Annotated in this window: 23 protein-coding genes; 10 read left to right on the forward strand and 13 right to left on the reverse strand. The window is 58.7% G+C overall.

Annotation, left to right across the window (positions count from 1 at the left end; translation table 11 throughout):
* The 4 genes from ACK4TM_RS11925 to ACK4TM_RS11940 all read left to right on the forward strand — a co-directional run.
* On the forward strand, positions 1-319 hold a 319-nt coding region (locus tag ACK4TM_RS11925), incomplete at its 5' end, for a TCP-1/cpn60 chaperonin family protein (protein WP_409701622.1).
* Positions 320-585: 266 nt separating this feature from the next.
* Positions 586-1989, forward strand: a complete 1404-nt coding sequence (locus ACK4TM_RS11930; protein WP_409701624.1) for a Hint domain-containing protein — start codon at positions 586-588, stop codon at positions 1987-1989.
* Positions 1990-2087: 98 nt separating this feature from the next.
* On the forward strand, positions 2088-2939 hold the full coding sequence (locus tag ACK4TM_RS11935; protein ID WP_409701626.1) for a DMT family transporter: 852 nt from the start codon (positions 2088-2090) through the stop codon (positions 2937-2939).
* 53 nt (positions 2940-2992) lie between these two features.
* On the forward strand, positions 2993-3718 hold the full coding sequence (locus ACK4TM_RS11940; protein WP_409701628.1) for an esterase/lipase family protein: 726 nt from the start codon (positions 2993-2995) through the stop codon (positions 3716-3718).
* Positions 3719-3765: 47 nt separating this feature from the next.
* On the opposite strand, the gene ACK4TM_RS11945 is transcribed toward ACK4TM_RS11940, so the two are convergent.
* From ACK4TM_RS11945 to ACK4TM_RS11955, 3 genes are all read right to left on the reverse strand, one after another.
* Entirely contained in the window at positions 3766-4833 is a 1068-nt protein-coding gene (locus ACK4TM_RS11945) for a 5-(carboxyamino)imidazole ribonucleotide synthase (RefSeq protein WP_409701630.1), read from the reverse strand.
* On the reverse strand, positions 4826-5314 hold the full coding sequence (purE, locus tag ACK4TM_RS11950) for a 5-(carboxyamino)imidazole ribonucleotide mutase (protein WP_409701632.1): 489 nt from the start codon (positions 5312-5314) through the stop codon (positions 4826-4828). Before purE ends, ACK4TM_RS11945 begins: the two co-directional genes overlap by 8 nt.
* A 69-nt stretch (positions 5315-5383) precedes the next feature.
* Positions 5384-5602: a YdcH family protein gene (locus tag ACK4TM_RS11955; RefSeq protein WP_409701634.1), complete on the reverse strand. Its 219-nt coding sequence runs from the start codon at positions 5600-5602 to the stop codon at positions 5384-5386.
* A 161-nt stretch (positions 5603-5763) separates the two neighbouring features.
* Between ACK4TM_RS11955 and ACK4TM_RS11960 the strand changes: the two genes are divergently transcribed.
* A complete protein-coding gene (locus ACK4TM_RS11960) occupies positions 5764-6177 on the forward strand; it encodes an Hsp20 family protein (protein ID WP_409701636.1) in 414 nt (137 codons plus the stop codon).
* A 3-nt stretch (positions 6178-6180) separates the two neighbouring features.
* Positions 6181-6405 (forward strand): DUF1150 family protein, encoded by a 225-nt coding sequence (locus tag ACK4TM_RS11965; RefSeq protein ID WP_409701638.1) that lies wholly within the window; start codon positions 6181-6183, stop codon positions 6403-6405.
* A 44-nt stretch (positions 6406-6449) separates the two neighbouring features.
* Here ACK4TM_RS11965 and ACK4TM_RS11970 read toward each other — a convergent pair whose 3' ends face one another.
* Positions 6450-8174 (reverse strand): bifunctional sulfate adenylyltransferase/adenylylsulfate kinase, encoded by a 1725-nt coding sequence (locus ACK4TM_RS11970; protein ID WP_409701640.1) that lies wholly within the window; start codon positions 8172-8174, stop codon positions 6450-6452.
* Positions 8175-8312: 138 nt separating this feature from the next.
* A complete protein-coding gene (gene trxB, locus ACK4TM_RS11975) occupies positions 8313-9281 on the reverse strand; it encodes a thioredoxin-disulfide reductase (RefSeq protein WP_409701642.1) in 969 nt (322 codons plus the stop codon).
* 154 nt (positions 9282-9435) lie between these two features.
* Between trxB and ACK4TM_RS11980 the strand changes: the two genes are divergently transcribed.
* Entirely contained in the window at positions 9436-9936 is a 501-nt protein-coding gene (locus ACK4TM_RS11980; protein WP_409701644.1) for an Lrp/AsnC family transcriptional regulator, read from the forward strand.
* Positions 9937-10021: 85 nt separating this feature from the next.
* Here the strand turns inward: ACK4TM_RS11980 and ccoP are convergent, their stop codons facing one another.
* From ccoP to ccoN, 4 genes are read right to left on the reverse strand one after another with little or no spacing between them, the layout of a single operon-like run.
* Positions 10022-10894, reverse strand: a complete 873-nt coding sequence (ccoP, locus tag ACK4TM_RS11985; protein ID WP_409701646.1) for a cytochrome-c oxidase, cbb3-type subunit III — start codon at positions 10892-10894, stop codon at positions 10022-10024.
* Positions 10891-11085, reverse strand: coding sequence for a cbb3-type cytochrome c oxidase subunit 3 (locus tag ACK4TM_RS11990; RefSeq protein ID WP_409701648.1), 195 nt, complete (start codon positions 11083-11085; stop codon positions 10891-10893). The genes ccoP and ACK4TM_RS11990 overlap by 4 nt, the downstream gene beginning before the upstream one ends.
* Before the next feature lie 11 nt (positions 11086-11096).
* On the reverse strand, positions 11097-11924 hold the full coding sequence (gene ccoO / locus ACK4TM_RS11995; RefSeq protein WP_409701650.1) for a cytochrome-c oxidase, cbb3-type subunit II: 828 nt from the start codon (positions 11922-11924) through the stop codon (positions 11097-11099).
* A 12-nt stretch (positions 11925-11936) separates the two neighbouring features.
* Entirely contained in the window at positions 11937-13532 is a 1596-nt protein-coding gene (gene ccoN, locus ACK4TM_RS12000; protein ID WP_409701652.1) for a cytochrome-c oxidase, cbb3-type subunit I, read from the reverse strand.
* A gap of 215 nt (positions 13533-13747) precedes the next feature.
* On the opposite strand from ccoN, the gene ACK4TM_RS12005 reads away from it, so the two are divergent.
* Positions 13748-14581 (forward strand): universal stress protein, encoded by an 834-nt coding sequence (locus ACK4TM_RS12005; protein ID WP_409701654.1) that lies wholly within the window; start codon positions 13748-13750, stop codon positions 14579-14581.
* 64 nt (positions 14582-14645) lie between these two features.
* Here the strand turns inward: ACK4TM_RS12005 and fnrL are convergent, their stop codons facing one another.
* From fnrL to ACK4TM_RS12025, 4 genes are all read right to left on the reverse strand, one after another.
* Complete coding sequence (gene fnrL / locus ACK4TM_RS12010; protein WP_409701656.1) at positions 14646-15368, reverse strand: transcriptional regulator FnrL; 723 nt, start codon at positions 15366-15368, stop codon at positions 14646-14648.
* Positions 15359-15550: a hypothetical protein gene (locus tag ACK4TM_RS12015; RefSeq protein ID WP_409701666.1), complete on the reverse strand. Its 192-nt coding sequence runs from the start codon at positions 15548-15550 to the stop codon at positions 15359-15361. Before ACK4TM_RS12015 ends, fnrL begins: the two co-directional genes overlap by 10 nt.
* Positions 15508-16389 carry a lysophospholipid acyltransferase family protein gene (locus ACK4TM_RS12020; RefSeq protein ID WP_409701658.1) on the reverse strand — a complete coding sequence of 294 codons (882 nt, stop codon included), beginning with the start codon at positions 16387-16389 and terminating at the stop codon, positions 15508-15510. The genes ACK4TM_RS12015 and ACK4TM_RS12020 overlap by 43 nt, the downstream gene beginning before the upstream one ends.
* A 147-nt stretch (positions 16390-16536) precedes the next feature.
* The gene (locus ACK4TM_RS12025) at positions 16537-18831 is read right to left on the reverse strand and encodes an adenosylcobalamin-dependent ribonucleoside-diphosphate reductase (RefSeq protein WP_409701660.1); all 2295 of its coding nucleotides are present in this window, start codon (positions 18829-18831) and stop codon (positions 16537-16539) included.
* A gap of 194 nt (positions 18832-19025) precedes the next feature.
* On the opposite strand from ACK4TM_RS12025, the gene ACK4TM_RS12030 reads away from it, so the two are divergent.
* Positions 19026-19457 carry a DUF1489 family protein gene (locus tag ACK4TM_RS12030; RefSeq protein ID WP_409701662.1) on the forward strand — a complete coding sequence of 144 codons (432 nt, stop codon included), beginning with the start codon at positions 19026-19028 and terminating at the stop codon, positions 19455-19457.
* 160 nt (positions 19458-19617) lie between these two features.
* Positions 19618-20460, forward strand: an 843-nt coding sequence (locus ACK4TM_RS12035; RefSeq protein ID WP_409701664.1) for an MFS transporter, incomplete at its 3' end; no start/stop codon positions are given.

Genomic DNA, 20460 nt, shown 5'->3' on the forward strand with positions numbered 1-20460 from the left:
CAAGGCAATCGAAGCACCACTGCGTCAGATCGCAGAAAACTCGGGCGTGGACGGTTCGGTTGTTGCCGGCAAGATCCGCGAAAGCACTGACAAGAACTTTGGCTTCAACGCGCAGACCGAAGAATATGGCGACATGTTCAAGTTCGGCGTCATTGACCCGGCCAAGGTTGTGCGCACAGCCCTGCAAGACGCGGCTTCTGTCGCTGGCCTGCTGATCACCACCGAAGCCATGATCGCGGACAAGCCGTCGAAAGACGGCGGCAATGGCGGCGGCATGGGCGACATGGGTGGCATGGGCGGTATGGGCGGCATGATGTAAATCACGCCCGGACCTGCCTGTCAGGTTCGCCAAGCTATCAGGGGCGGTCCCATCGCGGACCGCCCTTTTTTGTTGAATGTTTGGAAAGCAGCCGCCACTCGCGGGACGAAAAACTTGCAAAATGCTCTCAAAAATGGTTTTAACAATTTAGTAGAGTTTTGCTGTCATCGTGTTTTTGTAATTAGTAGCCAGAAAATATGGGTAAGCTTAGCGTGTAGCAGGCGAACCCAAGGGTATGTTTTCTGATAGTGAGTAGAGGTGTCGTTATGCCCGACAAGACCCTGACCTACGTTAACAACTTTGATGGAAACGAAAATATTTCTGGCTCACTTACCGTGCATGCGCGGCCAGGAGCGGGCGTTGACCGCACAGGAAATGATATCCAAATTCGCGACAGTGCCCGGGATCTCGATTCGGACAGAGAACTTATTTTGTATGACGGCGCTCAGGTCGGCGGCTATGCAGAATTCGCGGATGAACGCTTTAACAGCACAGGTGGCCAGCCGACCAATGCGTCTGCCACCAGTTTCACTATGACAGCAAATGTCGATTTTATTGGCGTTGCCAATCAGGGCACGAGCGGCAACGGGCAGGTCGACGGCTTATCATTCAACTTTGGCAAGACATCCTCGCTGCCGCCGCCGGGCAACGGCAGCACCACGCCACGCTCTGGCGCGTTGGAACAAGGCGTTTCGCAGGGGCTTGCGGTCCGCTTGATCCCGATCACCAACACGATGCAGATTGCGTGGAACGGCACCGTCATCGGGTCTGTAACAAAAACCAATATAGAAAGCGCGCCACCCTCCGAGTTGCGGGTATCTGTCGACGAAGACGGACAGGTCAGCGTCAGTTTCGCGGGAACGACGTTGACCGGACAAATCCCTGCCGACGCAACCGGAAAACCGGGGCTTTTGGCTGCCGACCAGAGCGACTGGGGTTTTTCCTTTGCCGGGCGTACCGGCGGCAATCGCGGTGAAGCCTGGGTCGACGATATTTCGCTGAATGCCCGGGTCGTGTGTTTTGCGACAGGAACATTGATTGATACCGCGACCGGGCCAAAACCCATTGAAAGCCTGCAAGCCGGCGACCTCGTTGCGACACGCGACCATGGGTTGCAACCGGTACGATGGACCGGATCCTGCACAGTGGATGCGGACAAATTAGCGCGTATCCCTTCCTTGGTCCCCATCAATATTCAGCAAGATGCAATCGCGCCCGGCATGCCGCATCAAGACCTTCTTGTGTCCGGGCAGCACCGTATTCTTGTCTCATCGCCAATCGTAAGCCGTATGTCAGGCAGCGATGAAGTGTTCGTCGCAGCCAAGCATCTGTTGGACCTGCCAGGTGTCAGTGCAGCCCCTCTGAACGGAGATGTGACCTATCACCATTTCCTATGCGATGCTCATGAAATCGTGCGGGCGAATGGTGCTTGGGCAGAATCCCTTCTGATTGCGCCGCAGATGTGCGAAAGCCTGCCGTGGTCTGCCGTCACGAAAATATTCCAGCTTTTCCCGCAGATGAACCAAAGGCTTGAAAGCCCCGAACCGGCCCGCGGCAGCCTGAAGCGCAAGGCAGCAGAAAAGCTGGTGCAACGCCATTTGAAGAACGGCAAGCCATTGTTCGAGCCCATGCTCATGTCCGAATCTGACGCAGAACGCACGGCGGGCTGACGGCGCAGATGTGACTATGAAACTGTCGGGCAAAGCTCCGTGTCGGAAAAGTTGCCCTTCCCCTTGCTGATATCCGGTCGCAAGATCCGATCAGCCGTGTGAGGGGCGAGCTTTTGCTGAAATTATCCGCTTTGCTGGCCCTGACCATGTGCGCCTTTGCCGCCAACTCCATCCTCAACCGGATAGGCGTCGGCCGCTATGGTATGGATCCAATGGATTTTGCGGCAACCCGCGTGGCAGCGGGGGCGCTGACTTTATGGCTTCTGGTGGCGTTGCGCGGTAGGTTCAGGCCGCATGTCTGGTCGGGGCACCGCGTGGCAGGTGCTCTCGCGCTGAGCGGCTATATGATCGGATTTTCATTGGCTTATCTGACCCTTGACGCGGGGCTTGGCGCGCTCATCCTGTTCGGAGTGTTGCAGGTCGTCATCTTTGGCTGGGCCGTGCTGAAGGGGCAGACGATCCCGCCGATGCGCTGGCTCGGGGCGGTGGTGGCCTTTGTCGGATTGTGCGTGTTGGTGTGGCCAGGTGCCCAGCCGGTGCCAGTCGGCGGTGCGATTGCCATGACGATCGCCGGAATATCCTGGGCAATTTACACGTTACTGGGACGTGGCGAGCCAGATGCGCTGGCCGCGACGGCCACCAATTTCCTGCTCTGCCTGCCTCTTGTGCTGATCGTCTTGCCGCTTTCCGATTCTGGCACCCCCAGCCTGCCGGGCCTCGCCACAGCCCTCTTGGCGGGCGCTGCCACATCCGGCCTGGGCTATGCGCTCTGGTATCGGATCCTGCCGCATCTGCCCGCGACTTTGGCGGGTGTGGCGCAATTAAGCGTACCGGTTCTGACTGTGATCGCCGGTGCCTTGATCCTGAGCGAACCGCTGACAATGCGTCTGATGCTGGCGGCTATGCTGGTCATCGGCGGCATCGGCATTTCTTTATACGCGCGTCACTAGGTTTTGTTTCAACCGGGCTTTCGTATCGGAACGGCATCCCTATTTATAAGCGCATGAAACTGATTCTTTCTACCTGCGCGATAGCGCTCGCTGCCGGCCCTGCGCTGGCCGATGAATGTGTTGTCCTGTTGCATGGTCTGGCGCGCACCGAGATTTCTATGACCCCGATGGAACTGGTTCTGGAGGGTGAAGGGTATCATGTCGTCAACCGTGGTTATCCGTCGACCGAGGACCCGATCGAAAGTCTGGTAAATGATTTTCTGGCACAGGATGTGGCGGAATGCGGCGACAGGCGGGTCAATTTTGTCACCCATTCGATGGGTGGTATACTGGTGCGGGCCTGGCTGACCAATAATCGCCCCACGGATATGGGCCGCGTGGTAATGCTTGGGCCGCCCAACCGTGGTTCGGAACTGGTCGATATCTTCGGAGAGTTCGAGCCGTTTCAGTGGGTCAACGGCCCCGCGGGCCTGCAGCTTGGCACTGACGAAGACAGCTTTCCTAATACACTGGACTATCTGCCGTTCGAGGTGGGCGTAATCGCGGGCAACCGGACGCTGAATCCGGTTTATTCCACGCTGATCGAAGGGCCGGACGATGGCAAGGTATCAGTGGATTCGACCCGACTGGACGGGATGGCCGATCATATCGTGCTCCCGGTCACGCATACGTTCATGATGAACAATCCGCTGGTGATGGCGCAGGTGCTGAATTTCCTGCGCGCTGGCCAGTTTGATCATGACCAGACATTGATCGATCTGTTTCTGGGCACTGAATAACGGGGCGGGCCGGGCGACCCGGCCCTCATCGCCTTGGGCAAGGATATTCAGGTTCTGACGATACGATTGACGTGCCCCATCTTGCGGCCTGGCTTGATATCCGATTTGCCGTAAAGGTGGATCGCAGCATCTGTTTTGGCATATTCAACAAGCTTGTTCATGTCATCGCCGATCAGGTTTTCCATCGTCACGTCGGCGTGGCGCGATCCATCGCCCAAGGGCCAGCCCGCGATCGCCCTGATGTGCTGCTCGAACTGGCAGATGTGACAGCCATTCTGGGTCCAATGTCCCGAATTATGCACGCGCGGCGCGAATTCATTGACGATCAAACCGGTGGAGGTCACGAACAATTCCACGCCCATGACGCCAACATAATCCAGCGCATTCAGAACACGCGCCGCGATCAGCACGGCATCGGTGCGCTGCGATGCCGTCAGATTGGCGGGCACCTTGGTTGTGCGCAGGATGCCGCTCTGATGCACATTTTCGCCCGGATCATAGCAAGCGACCGATCCGTCCTGCCCCCGCGCACCTATGATGGAAATCTCGTGGCTGAAGTTCACGAAACCTTCCAGTATCGCTGGCGCGCCTTGCATATCCGCAAAGGCAGCCGTGGCGTCGGCGGCGACCATGATACGCGCCTGGCCTTTGCCGTCATAGCCCATCCGCCGTGTTTTCAGGATCGCCGGCGCGCCGATGCTGTCCATGGCAGCCCCGAGCGCTATGGCATCCGGCACATCGGCGAAAGGCGCGGTTTGCAATCCCAGACCTTGCAGGAACGTCTTTTCGGTGAGCCGGTCCTGAGAAGTCGCCAAGGCCTGCCGTCCCGGATGGATCGGGGCCAGCGTTTCCAGCAGGTCCAGCGCCGAGGTGGGGATGTTTTCAAATTCATAGGTGATCACATCGACCGACCGGCCAAAGGCTGTCAGCGCGGCGTGATCGTCATAGCTGGCGGTTGTCACCCGATGCGACACATCCCCGGCGGGCGGGTTTGCGCCGGGTTCAAAGATATGTACCCTCAGCCCCAGCCGGGATGCAGCCACCGCCAGCATACGGCCCAGTTGCCCGCCACCCAGAATTCCGATGGTCGCACCAACAGGCAAAGTTTTAATCATCGACAGGTTCTTCCGGGATAGAGGCGGATAAAGCCGCGCGCCAGGCATCCAGCCGTTCCGCCAGCGCATCATCCTGCAAGGCCAGAATGCCTGCGGCCATGAGCCCGGCATTGGCCGCCCCTGCCCCGCCGATGGCCATGGTCGCCACTGGAAAACCCCGCGGCATCTGAACGATGGAGTAAAGGCTGTCGACACCGCTCAGCGCCTTGGTCTGCACCGGCACGCCGATCACCGGCACGCGTGTCTTGGACGCCATCATGCCTGGCAGATGCGCCGCCCCGCCAGCGCCCGCGATGATCACCTGCAAGCCACGTGACGCGGCGGTTTTACCGTAATCCCACAACCGGTCCGGCGTCCGGTGCGCCGAGACGATCCGCGTCTCATAGCCGACGCCGAGCTGGTCGAGCATATCCGCCGCCTCGCGCATTGTCGTCCAATCGGACTGGCTGCCCATGATGATCCCGACCAAAGGTTGCGTCATAACTTGCGGTCCCCGTTAGAAATATTGAAGCGGCACTATAGCCAAGCGATGCACCGCCGCAACGGGCGATCAGGCAATAATATCAGGGTGAATGCGATCTTCGAGCTGCACGATCTGATCCTTCAGAGCCAGTTTCTGCTTTTTCAGTCTTTGCAGCGTCAGCATGTCGCTCGCGGCGCGGTCATGCAGGGCCGCGATCGCGGCATCAAGATCGCGGTGCTGGCTTTTGAGCATAGCCAGCTTGACGCGCAGTACGTCAATTTCATCCATTTTCTCAAAAGAAGTCATCTCGCAGCAATATCCCGGACCGTGATCACCCCCGTGTTAAACAATTGCGGGCGGATATCCTAACACTTCCTCTTGATCATGGAAGGTTTGACACCCATATTTTGATCAAGGTCGCCGCAATCGGGGCCAACTGACAGTCGCTTGCAAGAAGGGCATGTCTTATGACAAAAATGGCTTTGGGGACCCATCCGTTCCTTTTGGGTTTTGAACAGCTGGAACGGCTGGTCGAACGCACCGCGAAAAGCGGAAATGACGGTTATCCCCCATATAATATCGAACAGACCTCTGCCACATCCTACCGCATCACACTTGCCGTCGCCGGCTTTGCCGAGGGTGACCTGGCGATCACGGTCGAGGATAATGCCCTGGTCATCCGCGGCCGTCAGCAAGACGACAGCGAGGGTCGGATCTATCTACATCGCGGGATTGCCGCGCGCCAGTTCCAGCGGTCCTTCGTTCTTGCCGACGGCGTGGATGTGGGTGGTGCTCTGATTGAAAACGGATTGCTGCATGTGGATCTGTCCCGGTCAGTACCTGACCGTGTTGTCCAGACCATCAAGATCAAGAAAGGCTAAGCCATGAATATGAAATATGATCTCAAAGCGCTGGGTCAGGACATTGTCTATGTCAAACCCGTACTGACTGCTGATCTGCCTGCGGAAGTCCGCGCTGAAATCGGCGATCTACGCGAGGTATTTGCCGTGCATAACACGAAGGGCGAACAGCTTGCGCTTGTCGCGGACCGGAATATGGCGTTTCACCTTGCACGCGAAAACCACATGCACCCGGTGACAGTACATTAAAGGCTGCAGGTAGCCTGCATCATGATGCAGGCTACGAAAGGGGCTTAGCCCTTAATCAGACCCATGCTTTCCAGCTTCAGGATCACCTGATGCGCGCAGGTATCCACGGTCATGTTTTCGGTATCGAGGCTTAGCTCTGGATGCGTCGGCACGTCATAAGGGTCTGAAATACCCGTGAATTCGGCGATCTTTCCCGCGCGTGCCAGCTTATACAGGCCCTTGCGGTCCCGCCGCTCGCATTCCTCTATCGAAGTCGACACATGGATTTCGACAAAGGCCCCAAATTGTTCGACATCTTCGCGCACCGCACGCCGTGTCGTCGCATAAGGCGCGATCGGCGCACAGATCGCGATGCCGCCATTCTTGGTGATCTCTGACGCAACATATCCGATGCGGCGGATGTTCAGGTCGCGGTGTTCCTTGCTGAACCCCAGTTCGGATGACAGGTTCTTGCGCACGATGTCGCCGTCAAGCAACGTCACAGGCCGCCCGCCCATTTCCATCAGCTTGACCACCAGCGCATTGGCGATGGTGGATTTGCCGGACCCGGAAAAGCCGGTGAAAAAGACGGTAAAACCCTGCTTGGCCCGCGCAGGGCGGCTTTTGCGCAGTTCTTCCACGACTTGCGGGAACGAAAACCATTCAGGGATGTCCAGCCCTTCCGCCAGACGACGGCGCAGTTCGGTGCCGGAAATATCAAGGATCGTCACCTTGTCCTTATCCGCAATTTCATCGGCGGGTTCATATTGGGCGCGGTCCTGTACATAGACCATCTGTTTGAAATCGACCATTTCAATGCCCATTTCGTCCTGATGCTGGCGGAACAGGTCTTGTGCGTCATAGGGGCCATAGAAATCCTGCCCGGCAGAGTTTTTGCCAGGGCCAGCATGGTCGCGCCCTACGATGAAATGGGTGCAGCCGTGGTTTTTGCGGATCAGCCCGTGCCAGACCGCCTCGCGCGGGCCAGCCATGCGCATGGCGAGGTTCAGCAGGCTCATCGTGGTGGTGGCGGATGGGTATTGATCCAGCACCGCCTCGTAGCAGCGAACACGGGTAAAGTGGTCGATATCGCCGGGCTTGGTCATGCCGACGACGGGATGGATCAGCAGGTTGGCCTGGGCTTCGCGCGCGGCACGAAAGGTCAGTTCCTGATGGGCGCGGTGCAGCGGATTGCGGGTCTGGAAAGCCACAACCTTGCGCCAGCCCAGTTTGCGGAACAATGCGCGCAGTTCGTTGGGCGTATCGCGACGACCACGGAAATCATAATGTACAGGTTGCTGGATGCCGGTGATCGGCCCGCCCAGATAGACGTTGCCTGCCGTGTTGTGCAGGTAATTCACCGCCGGATGCGCGCTGTCATTGGCACCGTAAACCTTTTCGGCCTCATGCGCTTTGTTCGGCACCCATTTGTCGGTGACCGTCATCGTGGCGAGGATCACACCCTCTTGGTCGCGAAGCGCGATGTCTTGACCAATGGTGACCTTGTCGGCAAATGTGTCGGTCACATCCAGCGTGATCGGCATCGGCCAAAGCGCACCGTCGGCAAGCCGCATGTTATCGACAACACCGTTATAATCCGCTTCGGAAAGGAAACCTTTCAGCGGATTGAACCCACCATTCATCAACAGTTCCAGATCGCAGATCTGGCGCAGCGACAGGTCATGGCTGACCAGTTCGCCGGCTTCGGCTTTCAGTTTCTGCGCGCTCTCGTAAGAGACATAGAGTTCGGGGATGGGGGCCAGATCCTGCGGCATCGTATTCACAATCATCACTGTTACGTTGCCCGACGCCATAGCCCCCACGTTGTATTCTTGTCCAGCGCGGGGCGCGAAAAAGAACAGCACTGTGGTGTGCCTGTCATTTGCAGAACGATGATCCAATCAGAGATGAAGACCGCGAAGGTTATCCTACTCCGCGGCCTGCATATCTTGCTGATCGTGCAGGGCCGCCAGATAGCGTTCCGCATCCAATGCGGCCATGCAGCCCATCCCGGCGCTGGTCACGGCTTGCCGATAGACATGGTCGGTCAGATCGCCAGCCGCAAAAACACCGGGGATCGCGGTGCGTGTGGTGCCGGGTTCTACAACGACATAGCCGCCGTTGTGGGTTTCAAGCTGGTCCTTGACCAGTTCCGAGGCAGGCGCATGGCCGATGGCGATGAACACGCCTTTAGCTGAAATTTCGGTCACTTCACCGCTACGCACGTCGCGTACGCGAAGCCCTTCGACGCCAAGCGGGCTGTCCGTGCCAAATACTTCCTCTACCTCGTGAAACCACAGGGTTTCGATCTTGGGGTTCTGTTCCAACCGTTGTTGCAGGATCTTTTCCGCGCGCAATTCGTCGCGGCGGTGAATCAGCGTCACCTTGGAGGCGAAATTGGTCAGAAACAGCGCCTCTTCCACGGCGGTGTTACCGCCGCCGACGACGACGATTTCCTGACCGCGATAAAAGAACCCGTCGCAGGTGGCACAGGCGCTGACGCCGAACCCTTTGAACTTGTCTTCGGTCGGCAGGCCGAGCCATTTCGCGCGCGCGCCGGTGGACAGGATCACCGCATCAGCGGTGTAGATCGTGCCGCTATCGGATTGGGCGGTGAAGGGGCGGTTTTGCAGGTCGAGCGATGTGATGATGTCCTGCACGATTTCGCAGCCCATGGCGCGGGCATGCGCCTCCATCCGGATCATCAGATCGGGGCCTTGCACCTCTGTATCGCCGGGCCAGTTTTCAACTTCGGTCGTTGTGGTCAGCTGCCCGCCGGGCTCCATGCCCTGCACCAGCAAAGGTTGCAGCATCGCGCGGGCGGCGTAGACCCCGGCCGTGTATCCTGCAGGGCCAGAGCCGATGATTAGAACGCGGGTATGGCGGGTGACGGACATGGCAGACCTCATTTGGTTTCGCGTTTGATATAGCGTCCCCTTATGCGAGTGGGAAGGTCATAGGCTGTGTTCTTTTGTTACTGAAGCCTGAAACATTATTGCGCTACGGGCGCTGAATGGGTAGTAATCGAAAAAATTTATACCGAGGAACGTTATGGCAGGCCCAAAACTTGATGAAATTGATCGGATGATTCTGGCAGAACTGCAAGCGGATGGTCGGATGACCAATGTCGAGCTTGCCAGCCGGGTCGGCATTTCTGCCCCACCCTGCCTGCGCCGCGTGCGCACATTGGAGGAACAAGGATTTATCCTGGGCTATCATGCGGATGTCAACGCCCGCGAACTGGGGTTCGAGGTGCAGGTCTTCGCCATGGTCGGGCTGGTCAGCCAGGCCGAGGCCGACCTGACCGCGTTCGAGCAACGCTGCATCGGTTGGCCGCTGGTCCGTGAATGTCACATGCTCAATGGCGAGGTGGATTTCATTCTCAAATGCGTGGCACCAGATCTGCGCACCTTTCAGCGGTTCCTGACCGAGGAACTGACCAGTGCGGATAATGTGGCATCGGTCAAGACATCGCTGGTGATCCGCGATGCCAAGGTCGAACCCGGCGTGCCGTTTGACGTGCTAGAAGCGCGGCTCGCCCAGAACGCCTGAACAAGAAAGGCGCCCGGTTGCCCGGACGCCTTTCCCTCACTTGCAGGGCACCGTTGCGCGAACAGATGGCGCGCCCGCAGTGATCCTATTCGCCCCCGCCAAGCTGGTGGACGTAGGCCGTGACGGCGCGGATCTCTGCCTCGGTCAGACGCGTTCCCCACGGGGGCATCACGCCGAACCGCGCATAGCGGATAGTCTGTTCCAGCGTCGCGGGATCACCGCCATAAAGCCACAGATTATTGGCCAGATTGGGGGCACCCAGATCGCGGTTGCCGGTGCCTGCGTCGCCATGGCAGGCGGCGCAATTGTCTAGAAACAGCTCTGATCCGATGGCCGCCTGCGCGGCGTCATGATCTTGCCCGGAAATGGCCAGCACATGGTTCACCACCGCATGAATTTCTCCGTTTGACAGGATGTCATCGAATGCCGTCATTTCGGAATAGCGCGCGTCCCAGTCTTCTTCGTTCCGGATGCCGTGGCGCACGGTATAGGAGATATTTTCAAAATCCCCACCCCACAGCCAGTCATCGTCCAACAGATTGGGATAGCCCACAGCGCCCGCAGCCCCCGATCCGTGGCATTGCGAACAATTATTGCGGAACACCGCGCCACCTGCGGATGTGGCAAAGCGCATCAATTCAGGATTCTGATCCAAAGTCTCAAGGTCGGCTACTGCCAGCTCGGCCATGATATCGGCGTTGGCGTCTTGAAAGCGGGCGATGTCCTGCGCAACTTCACCCCTTGTCGAATAGCCCAAAAGGCCAGAGGTGGCAGAATTGATCAGCGGCCAAGCGGGATAGGCGACGGTATAGCCCAGCCCCCAAATAATCGTGAGATAGAATGTCCACAGCCACCAGCGCGGCAAGGGGTTGTTCAGTTCCTTGATTCCGTCCCAGCTATGGCCGGTTGTGTCGATACCGGTGACGTCATCGACGTCTTTTTTGTCCTTGCTGCTCATGGCTGCGGCTCCTTTGGCTGGCTGGGGTCAACCGGCTTGTCCTCGTGGCGGAAGGGGATATTGGCGATATCGGCATCAATCGCGCGGCTGCCGGGGCGATAGGCCCAGATGATCACGGCGACAAAGAACGTACCCATCCAGATCAGCAACCAATTGTCGCGGATCTGTTCCCAGATTGCATGAAAATCCATATGCTTCCCCTTTACCGGCTCGCATCAGGCGTGAAGGTCGAAAAATCGACCGTCGTGCCCAGCATTTGCAGATAGGCGATCAGCGCATCCATTTCCGACACACCCGGACGGCCGTCAAAGTTGCGGATCTGCGCGCCCGGATAACGTTCCAGCAACGCGTTATAGCTGTCGGTGTCAGGGTCCGCCTGTGCAAGAACATCGGCAGCGGCGACAGAGATCATCTCTTCCGTATAGGGCACGCCGACAATGCTGTGTGTCCGCACCAGATCAGCGGTATGGCTGGCGTTGACGTAGCTATCCAGCAGGTATGCATAGCCCGGCATGATCGATTCTGGCACGACGGATTGCGGGTCGATCATGTGATCCAGATGCCAGGCGTCAGAATATTTGCCGCCCACACGCGCCAGATCCGGGCCAATCCGTTTCGACCCCCATTGGAACGGATGGTCATACATCGACTCCGCCGCCAGCGAATAATGCCCGTAGCGTTCCACCTCATCGCGCATCGGACGGATCATCTGGCTGTGGCAGACATAACAGCCTTCGCGGATGTAGACGTCACGCCCAGCCAGTTCCAGCGGCGCATAGGGGCGCACGCCTTCGACCTTTTCGATGGTGTTTTCCAGATAGAACAGTGGCACGATTTCCACCAGCCCGCCGATCGCCACCACGACAAGCGAGGTGACGAGCAGCAACGTGGGCGAGCGTTCGAGGATATGGTGACGGTTCAGAAACCCGGTCTGATGCGGCAGTTCGTTGGGAATTTCCTGCGGGAAATCTGACATCGTGCTGACATTGGGGTCTTTTTCAGCGTCCATGATTTTTGGATTCTTGGCCATTCTGCGGCCTCCTTATTCTGCTGGCACGCCGACCGGGGCGGTGACTTTTACGCCGCCCCGGATCGTCATGAAGATGTTCCAAGCCATGATGATCCCGCCTGCCAGGTAGAGAACCCCGCCCAGACCGCGCACCACATACATCGGGAACTTGGCGGACACGGTGTCGGCAAAGCTGTTCACGAGGAACCCGTTGGCATCGACTTCGCGCCACATCAGGCCTTCCATGATGCCGGTGACCCACATGGACGCGGCGTAGAGGATGATGCCGATCGTGGCCAACCAGAAGTGCCAGTTGATCGCGGACATGGAATACATCTGTGCGCGCCCCCAAAGTTTCGGTGTCAGGAAATAAAGCGCCGCAAAGGTGATCATGCCGTTCCAGCCAAGCGCGCCGGAATGCACGTGCCCGATGGTCCAGTCGGTGTAATGCGACAGCGAATTTACCGCGCGGATCGACATCATCGGCCCTTCAAATGTGGACATGCCGTAGAAGGCCAGCGAAATCACCATCATACGGATGATCGGATCGGTGCGCAGCTTGTCCCAGGCACCTTGCAGGGTCATCAGACCGTTGATCATCCCGCCCCAGCTGGGCATCCACAGGATGATTGAAAACACCATGCCAAGGGTCGACGCCCAGTCAGGTAGAGCGGTGTAATGCAGGTGGTGTGGACCCGCCCAGATATACAGAAAGATCAGCGCCCAGAAGTGGATAATGGACAGCTTGTAGCTGAAGATCGGACGCCCCGCCTGCTTGGGGACAAAGTAATACATCATCCCCAAGAAACCGGCGGTCAGGAAAAAGCCCACCGCGTTATGGCCATACCACCACTGCACCATGGCATCCTGCACACCCGAAAATATCTGCACGGATTTGCTGCCCCAGATGCTGACCGGGATGGACAGGTTGTTGACGATATGCAGCATCGCCACGGTGACGATGAAGGCCAGCAGGAACCAGTTGGCAACATAGATGTGCCGTTCCTGCCGCTTGAACAAGGTGCCCAGAAAAACCGCCAGGAAAGCAACCCAGACAATGGTCAGCCAGATATCGACATACCATTCGGGCTCTGCATATTCCTTGGACTGCGTAGCGCCCAGCAGATAGCCGGTCGCGGCCAGCACGATGAACAGGTTATAGCCCCAGAACACGAACCAGGCGAGGTTGCCGCCCCACAGCCTTGCGCCACAAGTGCGTTGCACGATGTAGAAGGACGACATGATCAGCGCGTTGCCGCCAAAAGCAAAGATCACCGCTGAAGTATGCAGCGGGCGCAGACGTCCAAAATTTCCATAGGGTTGCAGCAGTTCAAAATTAAGCTGCGGAAAGGCCAGTTGAAAGGCAATGAACACGCCGACCAGAAATCCGACGACACCCCAAAAGGTGGTCGCGATGACCCCGGCCCGGACAACATCATCCATATAGCCCGTAGGCGCAGCCATCGCCGGTTCTTCCATCTGGCGCATGACACGCACGAACATAAAACCGGAGACGCCCAAGATAATGATGGCATGGACAATATAGGCGGTATCGCGCCCCCAATTTGCCCCCATTGCTGCAAAAAGGGCCACCGCCCCCAATGCTGCCAATTTGAAATAATTCCCCACGGAATTCTCCTTCTAACACCGCACTATCCCAGTGCGACCTTTGCGCATGATCGGCTTATGCGGGTCCGGGGCGGGACCGTCCTTGATGTGGATCAACGTGAGGATTGACATGGATCAACACACCCGAACGCGGCGCGCGCCATATTGCGGGAACGGTGCGGTTTGCGCGAACAATCGCCCCCTGACAAAGCACGTGGTGGGGAGAGGCCTGATTGATGGTGTATAAGATCATTTCGACCGTCTTGACGGAAAGCGCGGGAACGAAAGAAGGGCTGGATGCGGCGATCGCTTTGGCGCAACGCATGGACGCCCATCTGGAAATATTCGTCGTCACGATCTGCCATAGTGAGACGCATAGTCACTTCATGGGCACACAGGCGCTGACCATCGAACGCCAGACCCGCGATGCGATGGCGGAACGCGAAAGGCTGAATCTTTGGATAAATGACAGGATGCAGGGCGAGATCCTGCGCTGGGGGATGCAGTCGGCGACCGTACAAGGTCCTGCCCTGACCGCCTATTTGGCGCGCAAGCTGCGGTTTTCCGATCTTGTTGTGCTGCCGCGCCCCTATCAGGACGATCCCGACGCCGCTTCCTTGGTCGAGGCCTGCCTTTTCGCCGCCGAACGCCCAGTGCTGATGATTCCCAAAGGATGCAGGGCACCGGACGCTGGGGGCCACATCCTGATGGGCTGGAATGACGGGGCAGAAGCGCTTGCCGCTGCCCGCGCCGCCCTGCCCTTGCTGCAGCAGTCGGATGTGACCGATATCTGTATCATTGACCCGCCCAGCCACGCCGCCGACCGGTCCGATCCGGGCGGCGCGATGGCGCAATATCTGATGCGCCACGGGACCAGATCAGAGGTGGCCGTGCTGGCGCGGACAGAACCGCAGGTGGGGGATATCCTGCTGCGGCGCGCGCGCGAAGTCGGGGCAGAACTGATCGTCAGCGGCGCATACGGCCATTCCCGCCTGCGCGAAGCGGTCTTCGGCGGAGCGACACGCAACCTGCTGGAACGGGCAGACAGACCGATCCTGATGTCGCGGTAAAGCCGCGCGCGATCGGTCGCAGTTGCGATGTGCAGTGATCGGGACGCGTCAAATTAGCAAAAGCCTAAAACACGTCCTCACCCGTTTCTGCCTTAAGGTCCTCAAGATCCGGCACCCTGATGTCGCGGCGTTCGTCAAAGCTGATGACCCCATCCTTTTTCAGCGCTGACATCTGGCGGCTGACCGTCTCGATCGTCAGGCCCAGATAATTCGCCATCGTCTCGCGCGTGATCGGCAGGGTGAATGCCACCTGCTGGACCGCGCCGGGCTTGAGCTTCACCATCCGCGTCGCGATCATGTAAAGCAATGAGGCAATCTTTTCCCGCGCCGTCTTGCGGCCCAAAACCAGCATCCATTCGCGTGCGGCGTCAAGTTCATCCAGCGTCATTTCCAACAGGCGCTGGCCAACATGCGGGGTCTGTTCAATCAGTTTTTCAAAGGGTTTACGCCGGAAACAGCACAACATCAGATCGGTTTCGGCGATGATATCCGTCTCGATTGTTTCACGATTGGGCCGGCCCATGAAATCAGCCGGCAGCAACAGCCCGACCATCTGCACGCGCCCGTCTGGCAGCGTGCGGGTCAGGCTGGCGACGCCGGAAACGATGGAACCGACGAATTCAAGCGGATCGCCGGCGTAAAAAACGCTCTGACCTGCTGCGTAGGAGCGGTAGAACTTGACCTCTTCCAGCAGATTGATTTCGTCAGGTTCACATTTCGAACACACCGCGTTGTAGCGGATCGGGCAATCCGAACATGATTTGATGTTCGGGGTATTCAGCGGCATTGTTTCACGTCCCCGGTCGGTCTGGCTGGCACGATCATGACGCAAAGCCCTTGGTTAATCCATGACCAATCCGGACACAGCAAGATCAGCAAGCCGATAGTCCACGACTGCGGCAGCGCGACCGGGCTGCCGACCATGTTCAGGCGCGTGGCATATTCCAGCGACGCAGCATCCAGTACCATTGCGCCGGATCTGCTAGAATGCGCGCGGACAGGCTGTCGTTGAAGGCCTGCGTCATCGTCAGTGCGTCGGTATGGGGGATCGGCTCTTCGAAGATGACATCGAAACTGTCGCCATCGGCCCGCCGCAACCCGTAGGCAGGCACCATCGGCAGATCATATTTCAGCGCCAGTTCAGCCGCCGCAGTCGAGGTCAGCGCGGGATGGCCGAGAAACGGCAGCATCTCGCCCTCGGGGTGCTTTTCATCCAGCAGAATCGCCATGAACCCACCCTGACGCAAATGGCGGATCAGGGATTTCGTACCGGATCTGCCGGTTTCAAGGATAGGCATCCCACCCGCCTCGATCCCTGCGCGCAGGCGGCGCTGGTAATGCGGGTTGGGCTGGCGGCGGTAGATCGCGCCGGTTTCCATACCGCGCGCTTTCAACACCGCGCGCACGGCCTCCCACTGCCCGAAATGGCCGGAGACGACGATAGCCCCCTTGCCTGAGTCTCGCGCGGCCTCCAAAGCGGCAAGCCCCGGACCAGCGGGGTGAAATCTGTCCGCCCGGGCCTGAAATTCGGCACAATGGTAAATCTCGAACAAGGTCCGCCCCATGGCGCGACCCATTGACCGTGCCAATTCTGCGCGCTGGCGGCGGGGCATGTTGGGGAATACCCGAAGAACTTCACGTTCGAACCGCCACAGGGCGGGCGGAAACCACCGCATCACAAACCCCACGGCGGAGCCCAGGGCACGCGACCGCTTTTCAAACCGGCGTCGGCGCGACACGGTCAGAACGGACAATAGCGGGATATAGCGGAAATGGTTCCAGGCAGAGCGGATTGAACGATGCAACATAGGGGCGGTATTGAACAGTCTTTAGGACATTGCCAAGGGCAAAACTCTGACCTTGCGGCAAATGGCCCATGCCCGAAAGGTGGCATGCGCCATTATCGCCACATCAACCGATAAAGGTACCTTGGCTGACTCGTCATCAGACCTGGGTCAGCCACATTTGGAATGGCCGCAGGACCCGCAGGTCATGCAGCCTTCGACCATGCGCAGATCATAGGCGCCGCAGGACGGGCAAGCCTTGCCGCGTTTGCCTGCACCCAGGCTGACCACGTCGGCGGTCGGGTCGGTTTTCAGCCCAAGACCTTCGCCCGCCAGAAAGCCAATCGAGACCATGTGCTGTTCGATGACCCCGCCAATCGCCGCCAGGATGGAAGGCACATATTTGCCCTGCATCCAGGCCCCACCGCGTGGATCAAACACGGCTTTAAGTTCCTCGACCACGAATGTCACGTCACCACCGCGCCGGAACACCGCAGAGATCATCCGCGTCAGCGCCACGGTCCAGGCGAAATGTTCCATATTCTTGGAATTGATGAAGATCTCGAACGGGCGGCGGTGACCTGCGACGATCAGATCGTTGATCGTGATATAGATCGCATGGTTGCTGTCGGGCCATTTGAGCTTGTAGGTCGCGCCTTCCAGTTCCTGGGGCCGGTCGAGCGGTTCGGACATATAGACCACTTCACCGCTGGGGGCGGTGACATCATCCTGGGATTGCGTGTTTTCAGGCACAACAAGCGCAGGTTTTTCTTCTGAGACCGACAGCACCGATCCAGTCACGTCGTTGGGACGGTAGGTCGTGCAGCCTTTGCAGCCTTGGTCCCATGCAGCCATATAGACCTCTTTGAAAGCGTCAAAGCTGATGTCTTCAGGGCAGTTGATGGTTTTCGAAATGCTGCTGTCGATCCATTTCTGCGCCGCAGCCTGCATGCGGACGTGATCCAGCGGAGCCAGTGTCTGGGCGTTGACGAAGTAATCCGGCAAGGGCACGTCGCCTTTGAGGTCGCGCCACATCTGGACGGCATAATCCACGACCTCTTCTTCTGTGCGTGAGCCGTCTTTTTGCAGAACCTTGCGGGTATAAGCATAGGCAAAGACCGGCTCGATCCCGGACGACACATTGCCTGCATAAAGACTGATGGTCCCGGTGGGCGCGATGGATGTGAGCAGCGCGTTGCGGATACCATGTTCGCGGATCGCGTCGCGCACATCGTCATCCATCTGCTGCATTGCCCCGCTGGCGAGGAATTTGTCGGCGTCGAACAGCGGAAAGGCACCTTTTTCCTTGGCCAGTTCTACCGAGGCCAGATAGGCGGCGCGGGCGATGGCATGCATCCATGCGTCGGTCTGCGCTGCCGCCTCTTCCGAGCCATAGCGCAGGCCGACCATCAACAAAGCATCCGCCAGCCCCGTGACACCCAGCCCGATGCGGCGTTTGTTCTGCGCCTCGACCTGTTGGGCAGGCAGCGGAAAGCGCGAGGCATCGACCACGTTGTCCATCATCCGCACCGCGGTGGCAACCAGATCAGCCAGGGCGACGGCATCGAGCTTGGCAGCGTCAGAGAACGGATCACTGACCAGCCGTGCCATATTGATCGACCCCAGCAGGCAAGCCCCATAAGGCGGCAAGGGCTGTTCCCCGCAAGGGTTGGTCGCCGCGATGGTTTCGCAATAGTTCAGGTTGTTCATCTGGTTGATGCGGTCGATGAAAATCACGCCCGGTTCGGCGTAATCATAGGTCGATTGCATGATCGTATCCCACAGATCGCGTGCCTTGACCGTGCGATAGACCTGCCCGCCAAAGACCAGATCCCAATCGCCGTCCGATTTAACCGCCGCCATGAACGGATCGGTGATCAGCACCGACATGTTGAACATCCGCAGGCGCGCGGGGTCGGATTTGGCGGTGATGAACGCCTCGATATCGGGGTGGTCGCAGCGCATCGTGGCCATCATTGCGCCACGGCGTGACCCGGCAGACATGATTGTGCGGCACATCGCATCCCAGACATCCATGAACGACAGCGGCCCTGATGCGTCCGCCGCCACGCCCAGCACCGACGCGCCCTTGGGCCGGATCGTGCTGAAATCATAGCCGATGCCGCCGCCCTGCTGCATGGTCAACGCGGCCTCTTTCAACATGTCGAAAATGCCGCCCATGCTGTCGGGGACGGTGCCCATGACGAAGCAGTTGAACAAAGTCACGGAGCGCGCAGTGCCCGCTCCCGCGGTGATCCGTCCCGCGGGCAGATATTTGAAATCGGCCAGCGCGTCGTAGAATTTGCCTTCCCATGCCTGCGGATCAGCCTCGACCACAGCCAGGGATTTAGCGATCCGCCGCCAGGTATCTTCGACGGTTTCGTCGATGGCGGTGCCGTCTGCGTCCTTGAAACGGTATTTCATATCCCAGATCTGTTCGGCGATGGGGGTGGTGAAATGGGACATGGCTGTTGCTTTCATGCTGGCGGACACGGCGTCTGTGCGTCATGTTAGGCGAGTTGACGGGATTCTGGAACGGTCTTCTAGACCGCAAGATGTAGTGGTTTCAACCGGCATTATCCCTGTTTGTTCATATATTTGGATCGGCCCTTGTCTTGGCCGGCTGCGGCCTTATTTCGACTTTATCCCGGGGGGGATCGATGACCAGCACTGTTCACTTGCTCAAGCTTTCGGTTGGCACCGAAAACATGGCTGACCTCGCCAATTGGCAGGCCACCAAGCGCGCGCAGACGGATGACGGCTTGCCGCGTCATATCACCCGGATGTGGCCCAAGCGGAGCGAAGAAATCCTTAACGACGGGTCGATCTTTTGGGTAATCAAGGGTGTGATCCTGTGCCGCCAGCCAATTCTGCGGCTGGATGAGTATATCGGTGGCGATGACATCCGGCGCTGCGCCATTGTCTGCCAGCCCGGCCTGATCCGTGTCGCCGCCACGCCGAAACGCGCCTTCCAGGGCTGGCGCTATCTGCCCGTTGCCGACGCCCCCGAAGACCTGCCAGAAGGCCGGCAGGACGAAGAGCCGTTGCCGCCGGCATTGTCCAAGGCACTGGCGGCGATCGGGGTACGTTGAAGAATACCGGGGTTCCAATTGGTGGCATGCTCCCCTGCGAGATGCGCAGAATATCCATGACACACTACAGCCGCCGCGCAGATACAATTTTGCGTCGCATTGTGGCAATCTGACGCGCTGAAACAGGCCTAGGCTGTAGGCAGTCGCCGAAAGCCCCCAGATGCATGAACGAAGAATTCCCGAATGGCTGCGCCACGCCCCGGCGCCTTCTGTGCGCGGCTTTGCGACTCTTGCGGGAACAGAGGCTGTCGCGCGCGGCATTCTGATATCTGTCTTTCCGCTCGCGATGTATAACGCCTTGCAGGATGCCAAGGTCATTTCGGAGGCTTATTTCATCATCGGGCTGGTGTCCTTGCTCACCGGGCTGATGGTGCCCTTTGTCACCCGCTTCATGCCCCGCCGCTGGGTGTATGTGATTGGTGCGGTGCTTTTTGTGGCCGGATCATTACTCGCCTCCAGCGGGTCTCCTGCGGCGGTGGTTCTGGGACTTGGGATGAACACTTTATCGACCGTGATCACATTTGTCTGTTTCAACGCCTATGTCATGGATTACATCGCCAAGATCCAACTTGGCCGATGCGAAACCTCGCGCATGTTCTACAGCGCGGCTGGCTGGACGATTGGCCCAGCACTGGGTGTGACATTGTACAGCTGGTGGCCGCCAGCGCCGTTTTTTGTCGCGGCCGTCGCAGCGACAATCATGCTGAGCCTGTTTTTATGGATGCGGCTCGGCAACGGAAAACTCATCACCAAAAGCAAGCGGCCCCCTGCCAATCCACTGGCGTTTCTGCCGCGCTTTGCGGCGCAGCCACGGCTGGTCGCCGGTTGGCTTTTCGCGGTGATCCGCTCGGGCGGCTGGTGGGTGTATATCGTCTATCTGCCGATCTACGCGCTTGAGAACGGGCTGGGCGACCGGGTCGGCGGGATCGTGCTATCGATGTCGAATGCGGCGCTGTTCGTCACCCCCCTGATGCTGCGCTGGATGCAGAAGCGGTCGATCAGG

Origin of the sequence: Yoonia sp. (assembly GCF_046292185.1) — a bacterium.
GTDB lineage: Bacteria > Pseudomonadota > Alphaproteobacteria > Rhodobacterales > Rhodobacteraceae > Yoonia.

Coding starts and splice junctions, on each gene's coding strand:
- ACK4TM_RS11930 (WP_409701624.1), top strand. CDS start 586: ATGCCCGACAAGACCCTGACCTACGTTAACAACTTTGATGGAAACGAA.
- ACK4TM_RS11940 (WP_409701628.1), top strand. CDS start 2,993: ATGAAACTGATTCTTTCTACCTGCGCGATAGCGCTCGCTGCCGGCCCT.
- ACK4TM_RS11945 (WP_409701630.1), bottom strand. CDS start 4,833: ATGATTAAAACTTTGCCTGTTGGTGCGACCATCGGAATTCTGGGTGGC.
- purE (WP_409701632.1), bottom strand. CDS start 5,314: ATGACGCAACCTTTGGTCGGGATCATCATGGGCAGCCAGTCCGATTGG.
- ACK4TM_RS11955 (WP_409701634.1), bottom strand. CDS start 5,602: ATGACTTCTTTTGAGAAAATGGATGAAATTGACGTACTGCGCGTCAAG.
- ACK4TM_RS11960 (WP_409701636.1), top strand. CDS start 5,764: ATGACAAAAATGGCTTTGGGGACCCATCCGTTCCTTTTGGGTTTTGAA.
- ACK4TM_RS11965 (WP_409701638.1), top strand. CDS start 6,181: ATGAATATGAAATATGATCTCAAAGCGCTGGGTCAGGACATTGTCTAT.
- ACK4TM_RS11970 (WP_409701640.1), bottom strand. CDS start 8,174: ATGATTGTGAATACGATGCCGCAGGATCTGGCCCCCATCCCCGAACTC.
- trxB (WP_409701642.1), bottom strand. CDS start 9,281: ATGTCCGTCACCCGCCATACCCGCGTTCTAATCATCGGCTCTGGCCCT.
- ACK4TM_RS11980 (WP_409701644.1), top strand. CDS start 9,436: ATGGCAGGCCCAAAACTTGATGAAATTGATCGGATGATTCTGGCAGAA.
- ccoP (WP_409701646.1), bottom strand. CDS start 10,894: ATGAGCAGCAAGGACAAAAAAGACGTCGATGACGTCACCGGTATCGAC.
- ACK4TM_RS11990 (WP_409701648.1), bottom strand. CDS start 11,085: ATGGATTTTCATGCAATCTGGGAACAGATCCGCGACAATTGGTTGCTG.
- ccoO (WP_409701650.1), bottom strand. CDS start 11,924: ATGGCCAAGAATCCAAAAATCATGGACGCTGAAAAAGACCCCAATGTC.
- ACK4TM_RS12005 (WP_409701654.1), top strand. CDS start 13,748: ATGGTGTATAAGATCATTTCGACCGTCTTGACGGAAAGCGCGGGAACG.
- fnrL (WP_409701656.1), bottom strand. CDS start 15,368: ATGCCGCTGAATACCCCGAACATCAAATCATGTTCGGATTGCCCGATC.
- ACK4TM_RS12015 (WP_409701666.1), bottom strand. CDS start 15,550: ATGGTACTGGATGCTGCGTCGCTGGAATATGCCACGCGCCTGAACATG.
- ACK4TM_RS12020 (WP_409701658.1), bottom strand. CDS start 16,389: ATGTTGCATCGTTCAATCCGCTCTGCCTGGAACCATTTCCGCTATATC.
- ACK4TM_RS12025 (WP_409701660.1), bottom strand. CDS start 18,831: ATGTCCCATTTCACCACCCCCATCGCCGAACAGATCTGGGATATGAAA.
- ACK4TM_RS12030 (WP_409701662.1), top strand. CDS start 19,026: ATGACCAGCACTGTTCACTTGCTCAAGCTTTCGGTTGGCACCGAAAAC.